The organism is Sorangium sp. So ce448, from assembly GCF_051520915.1.
GTDB classification, from domain to species: domain Bacteria; phylum Myxococcota_A; class Polyangia; order Polyangiales; family Polyangiaceae; genus Sorangium; species Sorangium cellulosum_B.
Genome location: NZ_CP150343.1, coordinates 9,728,372 through 9,744,051, shown reverse-complemented (window position 1 = coordinate 9,744,051; position 15,680 = coordinate 9,728,372). Strand labels below are relative to the sequence as shown.

The 15,680-nt window shown below is 70.4% G+C and carries 13 protein-coding genes and 1 pseudogene; 11 read left to right on the top strand and 3 right to left on the bottom strand.

All coding sequences use genetic code 11. The annotated features are described in order from the left end of the window. Positions 1-63: 63 nt before the first annotated feature. Positions 64-999, top strand: a complete 936-nt coding sequence (locus tag WMF45_RS36855; RefSeq protein ID WP_437710389.1) for a hypothetical protein — start codon at positions 64-66, stop codon at positions 997-999. An 18-nt stretch (positions 1,000-1,017) separates the two neighbouring features. On the opposite strand, the gene WMF45_RS36850 is transcribed toward WMF45_RS36855, so the two are convergent. After that, positions 1,018-1,215, bottom strand: coding sequence for a 4Fe-4S binding protein (locus WMF45_RS36850; RefSeq protein WP_437710388.1), 198 nt, complete (start codon positions 1,213-1,215; stop codon positions 1,018-1,020). Between the two features lie 27 nt (positions 1,216-1,242). On the opposite strand from WMF45_RS36850, the pseudogene WMF45_RS36845 reads away from it, so the two are divergent. The 7 genes and pseudogenes from WMF45_RS36845 (at position 1,243) to WMF45_RS36815 (ending at position 8,513) form a co-directional block, all read left to right on the top strand. After that, positions 1,243-2,427, top strand: a pseudogene (locus tag WMF45_RS36845) (IS4 family transposase). A gap of 154 nt (positions 2,428-2,581) precedes the next feature. Beyond that, positions 2,582-2,755, top strand: coding sequence for a hypothetical protein (locus WMF45_RS36840; protein WP_437710386.1), 174 nt, complete (start codon positions 2,582-2,584; stop codon positions 2,753-2,755). 531 nt (positions 2,756-3,286) lie between these two features. Further along, the gene (locus WMF45_RS36835) at positions 3,287-4,102 is read left to right on the top strand and encodes a formylglycine-generating enzyme family protein (RefSeq protein WP_437710384.1); all 816 of its coding nucleotides are present in this window, start codon (positions 3,287-3,289) and stop codon (positions 4,100-4,102) included. 177 nt (positions 4,103-4,279) lie between these two features. Further along, the gene (locus tag WMF45_RS36830) at positions 4,280-4,612 is read left to right on the top strand and encodes a hypothetical protein (protein ID WP_437710383.1); all 333 of its coding nucleotides are present in this window, start codon (positions 4,280-4,282) and stop codon (positions 4,610-4,612) included. Positions 4,613-4,911: 299 nt separating this feature from the next. Beyond that, positions 4,912-5,847, top strand: a complete 936-nt coding sequence (locus tag WMF45_RS36825; protein ID WP_437710381.1) for a hypothetical protein — start codon at positions 4,912-4,914, stop codon at positions 5,845-5,847. A gap of 174 nt (positions 5,848-6,021) precedes the next feature. Next, positions 6,022-7,641 carry a hypothetical protein gene (locus WMF45_RS36820; protein ID WP_437710379.1) on the top strand — a complete coding sequence of 540 codons (1,620 nt, stop codon included), beginning with the start codon at positions 6,022-6,024 and terminating at the stop codon, positions 7,639-7,641. A 62-nt stretch (positions 7,642-7,703) separates the two neighbouring features. Next, on the top strand, positions 7,704-8,513 hold the full coding sequence (locus WMF45_RS36815) for a hypothetical protein (protein ID WP_437710377.1): 810 nt from the start codon (positions 7,704-7,706) through the stop codon (positions 8,511-8,513). A gap of 98 nt (positions 8,514-8,611) precedes the next feature. On the opposite strand, the gene WMF45_RS36810 is transcribed toward WMF45_RS36815, so the two are convergent. Further along, positions 8,612-9,340, bottom strand: coding sequence for an RNA polymerase sigma factor (locus tag WMF45_RS36810; protein WP_437719616.1), 729 nt, complete (start codon positions 9,338-9,340; stop codon positions 8,612-8,614). A 246-nt stretch (positions 9,341-9,586) separates the two neighbouring features. Further along, a complete protein-coding gene (locus WMF45_RS36805) occupies positions 9,587-10,591 on the bottom strand; it encodes an RNA polymerase sigma factor (protein ID WP_437710375.1) in 1,005 nt (334 codons plus the stop codon). 446 nt (positions 10,592-11,037) lie between these two features. Here WMF45_RS36805 and WMF45_RS36800 point away from each other — a divergent pair, with 446 nt between their 5' ends. Genes WMF45_RS36800 through WMF45_RS36790 form a run of 3 tightly spaced genes read left to right on the top strand, consistent with a single transcriptional unit; the run spans position 11,038 to position 15,381 of the window. Next, positions 11,038-12,144, top strand: coding sequence for a PEGA domain-containing protein (locus WMF45_RS36800; protein ID WP_437710373.1), 1,107 nt, complete (start codon positions 11,038-11,040; stop codon positions 12,142-12,144). A 44-nt stretch (positions 12,145-12,188) separates the two neighbouring features. Beyond that, positions 12,189-13,769 (top strand): hypothetical protein, encoded by a 1,581-nt coding sequence (locus tag WMF45_RS36795; RefSeq protein WP_437710371.1) that lies wholly within the window; start codon positions 12,189-12,191, stop codon positions 13,767-13,769. 31 nt (positions 13,770-13,800) lie between these two features. Continuing rightward, positions 13,801-15,381 carry a hypothetical protein gene (locus WMF45_RS36790; RefSeq protein ID WP_437710369.1) on the top strand — a complete coding sequence of 527 codons (1,581 nt, stop codon included), beginning with the start codon at positions 13,801-13,803 and terminating at the stop codon, positions 15,379-15,381. The last annotated feature ends 299 nt before the right edge of the window (positions 15,382-15,680 follow it).

The window sequence follows — 15,680 nt, the reverse complement described above, 5'->3', positions numbered from 1 at the left end:
GGCATGCTCCCCCGCGCGCCTCCCGCGCAGGGGCGCCGCCTGGCAGCCGATCGGAGGCGGGCCATGGAAAGCGCGATACCGCTCGGGAAGAAGCAGATCATCGACGGCCAGCTGCGGGTCTACTACTACGGTTACTGGATCAAGGCCTACGAGGCGCCGGCCGACACGCTGCTCGCGAAGAAGCGCCTCATCGAGGCGCTGACGCGGCGCCTGTTCAACCACGTCGAGCACGGCATCAACGTCCCAGGGAAGCGGCTGGACGAGGCGCGGCTCGCCTTCGAGTCGGAGACCGATCCGCAGCGGAAGCGCGTCAAGGCCGCCATGCTCGCGGGCGCGATCTTCAATCGAGCGACGGATATCTTCACCAAGCTCGTCGAGATCCAGGAGCTCGGCGTCACCATCGAGCCCGACAACGCCCTGATGCGCGAGTGCGGAGAGCACCTCCTCGAGGCGCTGACGCTCGGGAAGATGGTGCTCCACCGCAGCGGCGAGGAGGGGCTCGACGAGCTCTGGGGCGAGCCCTTCAAGGCGTTCTCGTTCCCGATCGAGGCGTTCTACAACAGCCGGTATGTCAAGATCGCCCAGAGCATGAGGGCGATCGACGGCATTCGCGACGCGATGATCGCCACCTTCGCGGGCTCGCCGATGTTCGCCGGGCTGGACCGCCTGGCCCGCGAGTTCGCGCACGCGGCCAAGATCAAGTGCGAGACGCTGCGCACCGACGACGACATCTTCGAGGTCTGGACGTCGTTCGTCGTGCCGGCGGAGAAGCTCGCCGGCTTCCAGCCGCTGCTCGGCGCGGACGCCTCGCCTCACGAGCGGGAGCAGGCGGCCCAGGGAGTCGAGCTGATCGTCCGTGGCAAGAACGTGATCTCGTACATCACGCGCGCGCGCGTGCCGATGCCCAAGACCACGGGCGAGCTCCTCGAGCGGTATGAGCGTTATCGCGTCACCTACGGCGCCGCGCCCGCGTCCGGGCCCACGCGCAGCGTCGCCTGAGCGCCCGGACCGGCCCGCTCACCCCGCGTCCTGCGCCGCCACGAGCTGAATGGCCTCCTCGGGACAGGCGACGACGCAGAGGCCGCACGCCTGGCACTGGGCCGCGTTCGGCGTGAACGCGGTCTTCCGGCCGTGGACGAGCGACTTGAGCTTGCCGAGCGGCGAGAGGGCCTCGAACTGAGGGATCCCCTCGTTCGTCACGGAGCCGGAATCCATCGCCCGGCGGATGGTTGATGCGGCATGATGCCATCCGTGACCGTTGCCGATTCGCTTTCGACCCAGAGGCCCGACCGAGACAAGCTCGGTCTGGAGCACACCCGGGAGTTCGTGGACCGCGTTTTCGGCGCTGACTTGCACGCCTTGCGCTAGCTGTCGCTGGCAAACGGCGTCGCCGGGGTCCTGAACGCCGCCGTCCTGTCGATCCACGCCATCGGGCAGGCCTACGCGAACGTGGCGAAGATCACCGCCAAGAGCGGCGTCAAGCAGGTCGACCGCATGTTGGGCAACGACGCCCTGTCGCTCGACATCGTGCTGGCGCGCTGGGTCCGGTTCGTCGTGGGAGAGAACGCGTCGATTCTCATCGCCCTCGACTGGACCGACTTCGACAAAGACGACCACACGACGCTCTGCGCCTACATGGTGACGACCCACGGTCGGGCGATGCCGCTGGCTTGGAAGACGGTGAAGAAATCGACGCTGAAGGATCGGCGCACCGGACATGAACTGGAGATGGTCGAGCGGCTGCACACCTGGCTGCCCGAGAACGTGAACATCACGCTCCTGGCCGACCGGGCGTTCGGCTATCAGGAGCTCTACGCGCTCTTGGAAGCGTTCGGCTGGGACTTCGTCATCCGGTTCCGAGGCTGCATCCTCGTCGAATCGGCCGAGGGCGCGGTGCGTCCCGCCGAGGACTGGGTGCCGTCGAACAGCCGGCCGAAGTTGTTGGTGGGCGCGCGAGCGACGGACAAGCGTGGCGCCGTGGTGCTCGTGAAGGCGGCGCGCATGAAGGAGGCATGGTGCCTGGCGACGTCGCTCGCGACCACGAAGGCGGCGGAGGTGGTCAAGCTCTATGGCCGGCGGTTCACGATCGAGGAGACCTTCCGCGACACCAAGGACCTCCACTTCGGCATGGGGCTGTCGGCGACGCACATCCGCGATGCGGCCCGGCGCGATCGGCTCCTGCTGCTGGTCGCCATGGCGCACACGCTCTTGACGCTGCTCGGCGCCGCCAGCGAGGCCTCCGGGCTCGATCGAACTCTGAAGGTCAACACGGTCAAGAAGTGAACGCACTCGCTCTATCGCCAGGGGCTGTACTGGTACCACTGCATCCCCACGATGCGGGAGGAGTGGCTTCGCCGCCTGGTGGATGCCTTTGACCGCATCGTCCGCGAGCATGCGTTCTTCAGCCATTTCTTCGAGGTCAAATGAGGGGATGTCTCAGCCAGGGATCTGCTGCTCACGAACGCGATGTTCTACTGGGCGCCGAACAGCATCGCCAGCGCGGCGAACCTCTATTACGAGACCGCCCGCAACGAGGCCATCCCGCCGTATCTCTTCGAGAGGGATCGCGGCGCCGACCGCCGTGGCCGATTTCCCGGCGGAGATCTACCGCTCGCCGCGCGCCTGGGTCGAGAGCAGGGCCAACCTGGTGCGGTGGACGGAGATGCCGCATGGCGGGCACTTCGAGGCGCCAGAGCTCCTCCTCAAGGACGTGCGCGCCTTCTTCCGGTCGCAGCGCGCCGGCTCGGGCGCCTGATCCGCGACCCCGGGCCCGCCGGCGGCCGGCGGTGAGCGGCGTCGCTCGCTCGCGCGGGTTTTGCTCGCTGAGCCCGCCCGGGCTCCAGCCGAGCGGCGACATGCGCGCCATCGGGTGTACAATCGGATTATGAAACGTGATCTTCGTTCTGCGTTGCTTGCCGTGTTGCCGGCGCTGACGGGCGCATCGTGCGGGGCGCTGCTCGGCCTCGATGACTTCACCGACGCTCAAGCGCCGGGCGGCGGGGGTAGCGGAGGGATTGACGCCTCCTCTGATGGAGCCGGGGCTGCCACGTCGGGCGGCGTAGATGGATCTGGGGGCGCACCGTCGGGCGGAGGCTCAGGCGGCGCTCCCGGCGGTGTGTGCACTCCGAACAGCGACACGCGGTGCTCGGGGAACACGCCGCAGCGGTGCGACGACCGCGGAGCGTGGCAAGACGAGGCGCCGTGCCCTGCCAGGGCGCCGGTGTGCCGCGGAGGGTCCTGCGTGACACCTCCGAGCTGCGCCGACCTGGCACCGACGTGCGGGCCGATGCGCAACGAGAGCTGCTGCGCGACGACGGCGGTATCGGGCGGGAGCTTCAACCGGAGCAATGTCAGCGAGCATCCGGCCAAGGTGAGCGACTTCCTGCTGGACCGGTTCGAGGTGACCGTGGGGCGATTCCGCGCGTTCGTCGATGCGTACCCGGGGAGCTTCCCCGAGCCGGGAGCCGGGAAACACCCGAAGATCGAGGGGAGCGGGTGGGATTCGAGGTGGAACGGGTATCTGGCTTCGAGCGCGGCGTTGCTCAAGGACGAGGTAAAGTGCGACTCGATGTTCCGGACGTGGACGGATACGGCGGGCGACAACGAGAGTCTGCCAATGAACTGCCTGAGCTGGTATGCTGCGTTCGCGTTCTGCGCCTGGGATGGGGGTCGCTTGCCTACGGAGGCGGAGTGGAACTACGCAGCGGCGGGCGGAGACGAGCAGCGGCCGTACCCGTGGTCGACGTCGCCCACGGATGAGACGATCGACCCGAGTTTTGCGGCGTATGGCTGCACCTTCACGGATACTCCAGAGAAGTGTACGTTTTGGGACATCTTGCCTGTCGGATCACGGAAGACAGGAGATGGAAGATGGGGGCAGGCCAACCTGGCCGGGAACGTGCGAGAATGGGCTCTGGATATGAGGTGGGACTATTCCGAAGATTGCACGGACTGCGCTAACTTGGAGGGGGGGGCCGAACGGGTATTGCGGGGCGGCTCCTTCTCGGATGACGCGCAATACCTGCTTTCATCCACCCGCGACAGCAACGACGCGACGACGCGCCGCCCCTACGTCGGGGTCCGCTGCGCGAAAGAACCGTAGTTACGAGGCGAGTCCACCGAGCGGATCCGTTCTGCTGCGAGCTGGAACGGCGGCCGCGGGCTACGCCGTCCGCCATCAGCAGCAACGCCTCGCCCCGCCGTACGATTCGTTTCCGTCTTGTCCGGACGCAGGGCCGCCTCCACCGCCGTGCGCTGGTCTTCCCCGGCTGGAAATTCTTTGGCGGAGTACTGCGACGTCCCCTCCGAGACCGGCGTCTTCCCGATGTGGCACGGGATGACGGACAGCAACCTCATCCACGGCGAGCAGTACTGGGCGAGCCAGGCCGGGGTCGACGATCTGCGCGCCATCCTGAGCGCGCACCCTGAGATCCGGTACTCGATGTGGTCGTCGTCGTCGGAGATCTCCGAGCAGACCGAGGAGCAAGTGCAGCGCTACCTCGACACGCTCGACGAGTACGAGCACACCCACACGACGCAGGATAGCTGTGAGGACAAGGCCAGGGCCTTTTGGCGCATGATGGCCGAGCTCGAGGGGTGCAGCGCGCACTAGCCGCGCGGCGCGGGCGCAGGGCCGCGGGCGCGGCCGCCCCCGTGAGCCCCGGCGCCGCGCGCGCCCGGGCCCGGCGTCGACCCAGCGTCCGGGCCGGCGCCCGGCCGCGGCGATGACCTCACGAACCACACTCTTTCCTGTCGGTTAAGTCCCGGTTTCCGGCGGAGGACTCCGCCGGATCGCGTCGCTCACGTCTTGCGGGCCTCCTTGCGCCCATGCTACTCGGCTGTCGCACGGGCATGCTCCCCCGCGCGCCTCCCGCGCAGGGGCGCCGCCTGGCAGCCGATCGGAGGCGGGCCATGGAAAGCGCGATACCGCTCGGGAAGAAGCAGATCATCGACGGCCAGCTGCGGGTCTACTACTACGGTTACTGGATCAAGGCCTACGAGGCGCCGGCCGACACGCTGCTCGCGAAGAAGCGCCTCATCGAGGCGCTGACGCGGCGCCTGTTCAACCACGTCGAGCACGGCATCAACGTCCCAGGGAAACGGCTGGACGAGGCGCGGCTCGCCTTCGAGTCGGAGACCGATCCGCAGCGGAAGCGCGTCAAGGGCGCCATGCTCGCGGGCGCGATCTTCAATCGAGCGACGGATATCTTCACCAAGCTCGTCGAGATCCAGGAGCTCGGGGTCACGATCGAGCCCGACAATGCCCTGATGCGCGAGTGCGGAGAGCACCTCCTCGAGGCGCTGACGCTCGGGAAGATGGTGCTCCACCGCAGCGGCGAGGAGGGGCTCGACGAGCTCTGGGGCGAGCCCTTCAAGGCGTTCTCGTTCCCGATCGAGGCGTTCTACAACAGCCGGTATGTCAAGATCGCCCAGAGCATGAGGGCGATCGACGGCATTCGCGACGCGATGATCGCCACCTTCGCAGGCTCGCCGATGTTCGCCGGGCTGGACCGCCTGGCCCGCGAGTTCGCGCACGCGGCCAAGATCAAGTGCGAGACGCTGCGCACCGACGACGACATCTTCGAGGTCTGGACGTCGTTCGTCGTGTCGGCGGAGGAGCTCGCCGGCTTCCAGCCGCTGCTCGGCGCGGACGCCTCGCCTCACGAGCGGGAGCAGGCGGCCCAGGGCGTCGAGCTGATCGTCCGTGGCAAGAACGTGATCTCGTACATCACGCGCGCGCGCGTGCCGATGCCCAAGACCACGGGCGAGCTCCTCGAGCGGTACGAGCGCTATCGCGCCACGTACGGCGCCGCGCCCGCGTCCGGGCCCGCGCGCAGCGTCGCCTGAGCGCCCGGGCCGGCCGCGCTCACCCCGCGTCCCGCGCCGCCGCGAGCGCAGAGGCTTCCACGCTCATGAGCGTCAGCGGAGCGGTGTTGTAGGCGGGCGCCCGACATTTCGCCTGTCTGCTGTCACGGAACGTTTCCGTTGACGCTGGGGCGCGCGTCTCTGTATCACCAGGTGATGAAGTACGCTTTGATCCTTTCGGGAGCGCTCTTTATCGGCCTCTCGTCGCTCCCCGCGAGCGCGCTGGTCACGCAGCCGAACGGCAGCGTCATGCCGCGGGACTCGATGAACAACGAGGTCCAGCTCTACACCCTGTTCGCCAACCGGGGAGAGGCGCTCGACTACCAGGCCGATGGGAACACCGAGCCGTCCACGTTCTCGCCGCTCTGCGGCTTCACGGCGGAGCTGGTGCTCCGGCAGACAGGCTCTCGCCTCGGGGTCGGCTGGTACAACGTCGACCCCGCTGCCACGGCGCCGCCGGGGATCGACGACATCCACGAGATCGTCCCCGCCGGCTCCTCGGTCGGCACCGTCATCACCGCCGCGGATATCCGGAGCGATCTGGCCTATGCGGGCGGGCAGATCGGCTTCGCCCTCATCGGCGCGCAGACCCACTACTCCGAGCAGCGCTGGAATCAGGTGTGCACGGGCTGCGCCACGCCCGGGCCCTGGGTCACCGCCGTCATCTATGCCTCGACGGTGACGCCGAACGCGTTTTACGTCGCGTTCGAGGATGGCAACGTCGGCCCGAAGCCTGGCGACTTCAACAACGATGGCGACTACAACGATTATGTCTACTTCTTCAGCGGCCTCACCTGCACCGGCGGCGGCGAGCCGTGCGACACCGGGCTGCTCGGCGTGTGCGCGCCAGGGGTGACCCAGTGCGCGGCGGATGGGCTCACCTGCCAGGGGCTCGTGCCGTCGTCGCAGGAGACCTGCGATGGGCTCGACAACGACTGCAACGGCACCGCCGACGAAGGCGACCTCTGCCCGCCGGAGCACGTCTGCGACCGGGGCGTGTGCGTGCAGGCGTGCGGCAGGGGCGAGTTCGTGTGCCCCTCGGACAAGGCATGTAATGCCGCGGGGTTCTGCGTCGAGCCCGCCTGCGCCGAGGTCCCCTGCGACGCGGGCCAGGTGTGCGTCGGCGGGCGGTGCCGCGCGCCGTGTGATGGAGTGCAGTGCCCCTCCCCGACGGTGTGCCGGGTCGGCGTGTGCGTCGACCCGTGCAGCACCGTGACGTGCGAGGAGGGCACGGTCTGCGGCGGCGGCGTGTGCAAGCCGGAGTGCCCGTGCACGCCGTGCCCGAGCGGGCGCGCGTGTGAGGAGGCGAGCGGGCTTTGCAGAGAGTCGGCGTGCGTCGGCGTCGAGTGCCCGTCTGGCCAGCGCTGCGACGCGGGCACGTGCGTGGACGCGTGCGCTGGAGCGGTGTGTCCGAGCGGGCAGACCTGCGCCGGCGGCGCCTGCGTGGAGGACACGAGCACGACAGCGGCGAGCGGGACCGGCGGCTCGACGGGCGCGGGCCTGGACTCCGGCGCGGGCGGCGGCCTCACCGATCCGGCCGGCAGCGGCGCCACGGCTGGCAGCAGCGGCGGTGTCGGCGGCGGCTCGGGCGGCGGCGGCTCGGGCGGGGCCGCCGCGGGCGGCTCCGGCGCGGACAGCGGCTGCGGCTGCACCGTGGCCGGCGCCCGCGGCTCGCTCGGAGCGCCGCTCGCGGCCATCGCGCTGGCGCTGGCCGGCGCGCTCCGCCGGCGGAGGCGCGGCGGCGCCTCCGCGGAGGGAGAGGCGCCTCGGGGATAGGCAGGGCCATGACAGCGCCGTGGCCGCTCCTCTCCGGCGAGCGGTCATGGCATAGTCCGTTCATGAGACGTGAACTCCTTGGCTCCGTGCTGTGCGGACTGCTCCTCGCCGCCTGCAGCGATGATGAAAACGTGTCCCCGATCGGCGCGGGCGGCGCGGGCGGCGCGGGCGGTATGGGCGGCGCGGGTGGCAGCACGAGCAGCAGCGCTGGCGGCGGTACGACGGGCGACGGCGGAGGCGGAAGCGGAGGCGCAGCGCCGGTCGCCTGCGGAGGGAGCGCGGGAGCGACCTGCGGCGAGACGGAGTACTGCGCGACGCCCGACCTGGCGTGCGCCGCAGAGGCGCAGGGCGAATGCACGCCGAGGCCGAGGGTCGGGGAATGTCCGGACGAATGTCAGGGGGTCTGCGGGTGCGATCAGCGCACCTATTGCAATGAGTGCATGGCGCACGCGGCCGGGGTGAACGCGTCGAGGGACACGGTTTGCGCAAGCGCAGATTACGTGATCGCCGATCACGACCGTGTCTACGTGCACCACGCCGACCTGCGAGAAGATCGGTGTCTGGCGATCTCGATCGCGGCGTTCGCCGACAGCGATCCGCTCTACGCCGGGGTCGAGCTGGAGGACCTCTGGGGCGTGCTGGACGTGGCGCTCACCGATCAGATGGACGATTGCACGGGGCCGGGCATGCCGCGCGACGACGAGCGCACGTATGCCGTGGCCGGGGCCACCGGGACGATGTCGTGGGAGGCTGAGCCGAACACCGGCATCCCGTGCATCATCGACATGGATATCACCGTCACGCTCGACGGGGAGCCGGGGACCCTGCGCTTCCAGGAGACCAGCGTGGTCGTCGACAACACGTGCCTGTAGCCAGCTGCTTGCCGGCGACAGGATCCGGTCGCGAGGCTGCCGGGCTACCTGCCCGTGATCGGGTCCGGTTTCGCGAGGCTGCTCTTTCTTTCGCTGCTTCACCACGCCCCCGGTGGCATGTGAACCCGGGGCTTCGTGGTGCGCTGCTCCTCCGCAGCGAGGCGCCTCGCGAGCGCTTCCTGCGCGCCCCGGAGCGCTCTCGTGCGCCGCTTGTACGCCGTGCTGAGGGGCATCGCTCTCGTCTCGGCGATGTCTCTCATGGGGATCTCGTGGAGGTCGCGCTGGACCAGCACGGAACGCAGCTCGAACGGCAGCTCCCGGAGGAGTGATCTCATCAGGCGCCGCCGCTCCGCTGCGAGCAGGAGCTCGATGGCAGTCGCACCCCCGCCGCCCTCGCTCAGCTCCACGGGATCCGTGATGACCTCGTTCCGCCGAGGAGCCTTCGCGTGGTAACGCGCAGCCAGGTTCACCGCGAGGCCGTTCAGCCACCGCGCGATCGGGCCGCGCGCGGGGTCATAGTTGCCGAAGCTCATGATAGCCGCCAGGAAGACGTCCTGGCTCAGGTCGTGCCGATCGCGCTCGGGCACACGGAGCCGCGCGAGCCACCGGCGAACGCGCCGAATCGTCTCTGCTTGAAAGAGGCATTGGAACGCATGAGCCCGAGACGGGCTCGCGGCAGGCTTCACCTCGTTCTTCCGAGGTCCCGGCTGCGCCGCCGTCCGCTGCGCGGTGCGAGGCGCGCCGGATGCGCTCGAACGAGCCGTCCTGTCGTGTCGCGCCGGAGGAGCGGACTCCTCGGAGAGGACGTGTGTTCTGATGGAATGCATCATCGCCCCTCGCGGGGGCAGCGCCAGAAGCTCCATGGCTCGCCTCCAGGTGAAACGTGAATGCTCCGCGCGAACGCTCGTCGGCGCGCGGTCGCGATCGCTCCTCTGCGGGCGTCGCTTCCCGCGCGACGCGCTCTCAGGAGGCGCTCAATCCCCTGCGACGAAGGCCGCGAACCACGGTGGCCCAGCTCCGCCTCCGTGACGAAGGTGCACGCCGTGTGCGCAGCGATGCCTACGGCGCCGTCATCACCTGAGCCCGGCCAGCTGCGCCTCGCGTTCAGCCGCCAGGCGACCGCGCGGGAATCGCCGCCCGTGCTCCTCCAGCAGGCGTCGCGCCTCGACGAGCGACACGACATCTCCGGCCGCCATGGCCGTCCGTGCGCGGGCGATCAGCTCCTGCTCGCGGGAGCTGGTCCTCGGGCGCTGCGCCGCTGGCCAGCCTGTCGGCATGGCGGGGACGGCAGGGGCCGCCATCGCCCCATCCAGCGGCGGAGGGGCCATCTCCGCCGCGCCCAGCGCGCCGCTCGCGCGCGCCGGTTCGGCGGGGGCCCGCGCGGCCTGTCCGGTTGCCGGCTCGTTCGTCCTCCTGGAGAGCAGGGTGGCCATGCAGGGGCGGAGAGGCGCGACGGGCTCCACCGGGCCCACGGAAAGCACACCGAGCGCCGCCGCGCAGGCGATGGCGAAGCCTCGCGCCATCCAGCGCGCGGGACGACCTCGCCGAAAGGAACACCGCTCCAGGAGCCAGGGCGGGAACAGCGCGGCGCGCAGCCGGCGAGCGCCGCGGCGTCGTTGCCTCGCTTCCCAGCGGGCCGCCGCCTCTTCGAACTCCTCCGAGGCCCGGCGCAGCCGACTTCGTGCCGTTTCCAGCGGGATCTCCTGCTCTCGGGCGACGTCGGCGATCGGCCGCTCGAGCAGCTCGCACGCGATGAACACCCCGCGGCGCCGCTCGCCGATCTCCTCGATGAACTGCCGCACCAGCTCCGCCTCCTGGCGAGCGATGGCGTGATCCTCGGGGCTCTCTCGCTCATCGCAGAGCGCCGCCTCGTCGAGGCCCGTGAGCGCCTCCTCGCGCCTGCGCGACGCTCGCCGGTGATCGCGGGCCGTGTTCAGGACGACGCTGTCGCACCACGCGCTCGGGTTCCTCGCCGAACGGGCCTGCTCCCGCCGCTCCCAGAGCCGCGCCATCGCGTCTTGCGCGACGTCGTCGCGGTCCCTTTCGGGCACGCCAGCGTAGCTGATGAGCGATCTCACGCGGGCGGGTACAGGGCAGGTCGGCGTTGGTCGGTCCACGGTTCAGCAGACGATCCGAGCCCGGCCCGACGGTCAAAAAATCGAAAAAATCGATCGAGTTCTCGCAAGAGGCGCTGCGAGTGGCTTTACGGTGGGCGAGCCCGAGGCGAGGACCAGCGGCTCGGTGAGGTTTCCGCGTCCGCCGCCACACCTCCGCCGGCTGCGGATCCTAGCGGATGTCCAGCAGCCGTCGTGAGTGCGGTGCTCGTTCCGTCCTCAAAGGCCCTCCGGAGCAGAGTCGTGCATTGTATCATCATTGCTGAAATTCTCGTGCATCGGGCGGCTTACGGACGATTTCTGACCATCGTGAGCTCACTGGACCACGAGGCCGAAATACGAGGAGGCTCGGCGCTCGCGCGTCCCTGCGCGTTGACATGGGCCCGCGCACAGGAGTATTCCGGGGCGGCATGCGCCATGCGCTCCTCTCCGTCTTGCCGTGCGTCGTTCTCGGCGTCGTTGTGGCGCTGGAGGGCGTGGCGAGCGCGCAGGATCCCCATGGGCTTGCGGGGCCGCGTGAGACATCGACCGCGGAGGATCTGCTGCGCCGTGCTCGGCAGGCGCGCGATACCAGGCGATGGGCCGAGGCCGAGGCGGCGTACGAGGCGGCGCTGATGGCGGCCGACGCGGCGTGGACGACCGACGCGGAGCGCGCCGAGATCGCCGCGGAGCTCGGCCTGTGCGAGCTCGCGCTGGGCAGCTATCGAGACGCGGCAGACCACCTGGCGCAGAGCTTGAGACACCGCGGCGCGCTCCGCCGCCCGCTGGCGGAGCGCGCCGAAGAAGGATTGATGAAGGCCGAGCGCCGGGTGGTGACGCTCTATCTGGGGGTAAGTCCACCGGACGCCGAGGTCTTCGTCGACGGCAAAGCGCTGGGTCGCCGGGCGCCGACGTACGAGCTGTTCCTGGAGCCGGGGCAGCACACCGTGCGGGCGTGGCTGGAGGGCCACAGCGAGGCGGTGGGCGCGTTCGACGGGCAGGCGGGCAAGGCCAGCTCGCTGACCCTGAAGCTGCCTCGCGCGCCGGAGCGCAGCGCCCAGGAGCGTGGCGTGCTCACGGCGGCCGGCGCCGGTCCGGTGCGGCCGGCGGCCCCGTTGCCTCCTCCGGCGGCGCGGCGGGCGCTTCCCCTGACGGAGCTGCGGATCGGGGGCGCGGCGCTTGCGACGGCCGCGCTGGCGGCCGGCACGGTGTTCCTGCTGCGGGCCGATGTGATCGACGGCAACCTGGCCGAGCGGGATGTGGTGCTCCGCCAGCGCGGATGGACGTCGACGACGTGTTTTGGGCCGAACGCGCCCTCGGCGTGCGCGGAGATCCGCAAAGAGGCGACCGAGCGGGGTCGGTTCGCCACGCTCGGCAACGTGGCGCTGGCAGCGGGGGCCGTGTTCGGGATCGCGACGGCGGCATCGTTCCTTGTGGAGGGATGGCTCCTCGACGGCACGCCGGCCCGTGAAGGCGTCCACGTGGTCCCGAGCGCGACGGGAACGCAGGCCGGGCTCGTTCTTCGGGGCGTGTGGTGAGACGACGAGGGGTGATGGGGACGCGCGGGAGGCAGGGTCGAGGAATGCTGCGTTCGGCCGCGGCGATCGCGCTCGGATGCGGGAGCGCCGCTGGGAGCGCAGGGTGCTCCTATGCCGAGGACTGCACGACGACGTACAGCTGCGTGCCGCTCCCCGGCGAGACGCCGCCGGCGCTGCCGGCGTCTCCGTGTGACGGCGATCCCGCGACGAGCCCGGCGAAGGACGGGTGCGGGGTGTTCGTCGCGCGGCGCGGGGACGACGCGAGCGACGGGACGAGGGAAGCGCCCGTCAGGACGCTGCAGCGCGCGGTGGAGCAGGCATCGAAGCCCGGGGGGACGCGGCGAGTGTACGCGTGCGCGGAGGACTTCGAGGAGGCGGTCACGCTGCCATCGGGCGTCGCGATCTGGGGCGGCCGGGACTGCGCCACGGAGGCGTGGACCTGGGGCGGCAAGGACCGCTTCACCGGGATCGCGCCGGCGCCGGAGCACGTGCCGCTCATCGTGGAGGCGCGGGAGGCGAGCATGACGTCGACGGTGTTCGGCGTGCGGCTCGTGGCGGCGGATGCGACGCGGCCGAGCGGGTCGGCCATCGGGATGATCGTGCGGGAGGGCGCCGCGGTGAACGTGGTGTCGAGCGAGATCCTGGCGGGGAACGGGGCCGATGGGGCGGCCGGGGAGAGCGCTCCGCAAGCGTGGCGCGCGCCGGATGGGGCGCCTGGCCATCAAGGCGCGGCCGGGTGCTTGGCGGACTGGAACGAGGGCGCTCCGCCGGAAATGACGGTGTGCGAGGATGGCAGGACGTCGATCGGCGGCGCGGGCGGCGACGGCGCCATTGCCGCGGGCGGCGACGGCGAGCCAGGCGCACCAGCACCGGCGGCTGGCTCGGTCGACAACGGCGGAGGGGGAAAGGGCGGGCGGATGACATGCACATCCGGCGAGAGGGGCGACGCTGGGGAGCCCGGCGCGAACGGGGTCGGCGGCGGGACGGGATTGGAGGAACTGCTCAAGTACGGAACCATCAGCGCGCGCGGCTGGCAGGGTTTCTCGGGACAGGACGGCCAGAACGGGGGGATCGGCCAGGGAGGCGGCGGCGGGGGCGGCGTCGGAACGAATGGGCAGTGCCGCCCTGTGGATCCGCAAGGCGGACCATCCGGCGGCTCGGGCGGGGGTGGCGGCTGCGGGGGGCGCGGTGGTCAAGGCGGCGGCTACGGGGGCGGTAGCTTCGGGATCATCGCGCTGCATGCTCACGTCATGGTGGACAAGACAGAGATCATCACGGGTGACGGCGGTCGCGGCGGTAATGGAGGACGGGGGCAAGAAGGTGGCTTCGGTGGGGAACGCGGTCCCGCTGGATATATCGCACCCGCAGCCTACTTTGCGTGCGATGGGGGTGAGGGTGGCGCCGGAGGCAAAGGCGGTCATGGCGGCGGGGGGCTCGGGGGCATTTCCGTCACCATCGCGCGCGCGGACAGCAGTGTTCACCTCACGGAGAGCGCCGACTGGACTTGGGGAGCCCCTGGTGTCGGTGGAGTCGGAGGCGATCCGGACGACGACAACGCCAAAGGGGAGGACGGCCAGACCGCCGTCCTCTGGGAGTTCCCGGATCTGATTGTGCCGCCCCAATAAGGGATTTCGCACGGGGATGGACAGAGAGAGCATGAAGATCACAGCCGCTACGTGGATCGTGCTGCTGTCCTCTCCGACCGTCCTGGGGTGCGGAGCGGAGCCGTTCGCCCCACCGTGCGAGCAGGGGCGCACCTGCGACCCAGTGCCTGCGGCTGCGCCCTCGGAGGAGGAGTGTATCGAGGGGCTCGCCGCGCTACGCGTGCAGGCCGGGTGCGGGGTGTTCGCGAGCCGGTCGTTTGGAGACGACAGCAATCCCGGCACCATGGAGAAACCGGTGAAGACGCTCGCCCGTGCGGTCGCGCTCGCGCCGCGTGCTCGCGGGCGGGTGTTCGCCTGCCTCGACTCTTACGCCGAGGGCATCACGTTGCGCTCCGGCATCGATCTGTGGGGCGGGTTCGCTTGCTGGGCGAGATGGCGCTACTACACGGAAGGGATAACCAACCAGCCGGCGATCCTCTATTCACCAGACGAGGGGGGGCCCCCGATCACCGTGGTGGCAGCGCAGGACGACGGCGAGTGGGCCACCGACGGCGTATCGACGATCGTGGACATGCAAGTGGACCACCAGCGCAGATTGCAGCCGGATCGCTCCTCCATTGCGATGAGGCTTGAGCCGGGCGCGGTCGTGGAGGTGCTTCGGAGCGTCATCAAGGCGGACAGGGGCGGGGGAGGCGCGCACGGCGAGGATGCGGTCTACGTTGATCCGCAGCCAGCGTACGGGGAGATCGGAGCGATCGGCAGGGACGCTTGCTCGGCAGCGACCGTGGCCGGCGCGCCCGCCGTGACGACCGTGTGCGGCGATATGGTGTCGACGGGCGGCAAAGGGGGCGACGGGACCCCGGACCGCGGTGGCGATGCCGAGGACGGCAAGCCGCTGACGGCCCCGAATCGCAGGGAAGCGGGCCTGGGTGGCGCGGGCGCGAAGGACGGCGCCCCATGCGCGGACGGCCGTCGTGGGGATGACGGCGCGCCGGGCGAGCCCGGCGCAGCCGGCCAGGGTGGACGCCTCACCGAGGCCGGGTGGGAAGGCGTGCCCGGCCGCCAGGGCGGCACGGGAGCGCCTGGCCAGGGGGGCGGCGGCGGCGGCGGCGCGCCGGGCGGCCGGAGCGCCTGCGGCAACGCGGCGCTGGGTGGTGCGTCGGGCGGTTCGGGTGGCGGCGGCGGCTGCGGCGGCTCGGGCGGCCGCGGCGGCCGCGCGGGCGGCGCGAGCATCGCGATCTTCGCCCATCCGGGCAGCAAGCTGACCCTTCGGGAAACGCGCATCATCACGGGCCCGGGCGGCGGCGGGGGCAGGGGGGGCGAAGGCCAGATGGGCGGGCAAGGCGTGCAAGGAGGCCCTCCGGGGCAGGCGCCGGACCTGGGCGGCGAACACGCCTGTCGAGGCGGCTACGGCGGCTGGGGCGGTACGGGCGGCTACGGCGGCGGGGGTTCCGGTGGGCCCTCGATCGGCATCGCCTATGCCGATGACGAGCAGATCACCCTGGATCGCGTCACGTTCGAGATCGGCCCGGAGGGTTTGGGCGGCATCGCGGATGTGCTCGACGAGACGCGCGACAAGGCGAACCGAGGCAGCGACGGCTTCGCCGCCGAGATGATGCGCTTCTCGCGGTAGGTTCGGCGCGGGAGCACCACGCTCGTATCACGATATTCTGCAGGAGCTCGTTCACGAAGTCCGGGCACGTGGGGCACTTCGCCTTCCCGCAGTCGTTGATGATGCAACGATGACTCTCGGCGGGTATGTAGCCCTGCCGGCATCGTGGCAGAGATTCGCAGCCGTAGTCTCCCTCGCATTCGTACTTTGGTATCACCCTGTATGCGAGCATCGACGGGTCGGTGCCCGAGAGCCACGCCCGCGAAAGGGGGACGGCGACGATTTGCTCGCACTGCCATTGGCGAAGACGGCGCGCCGGC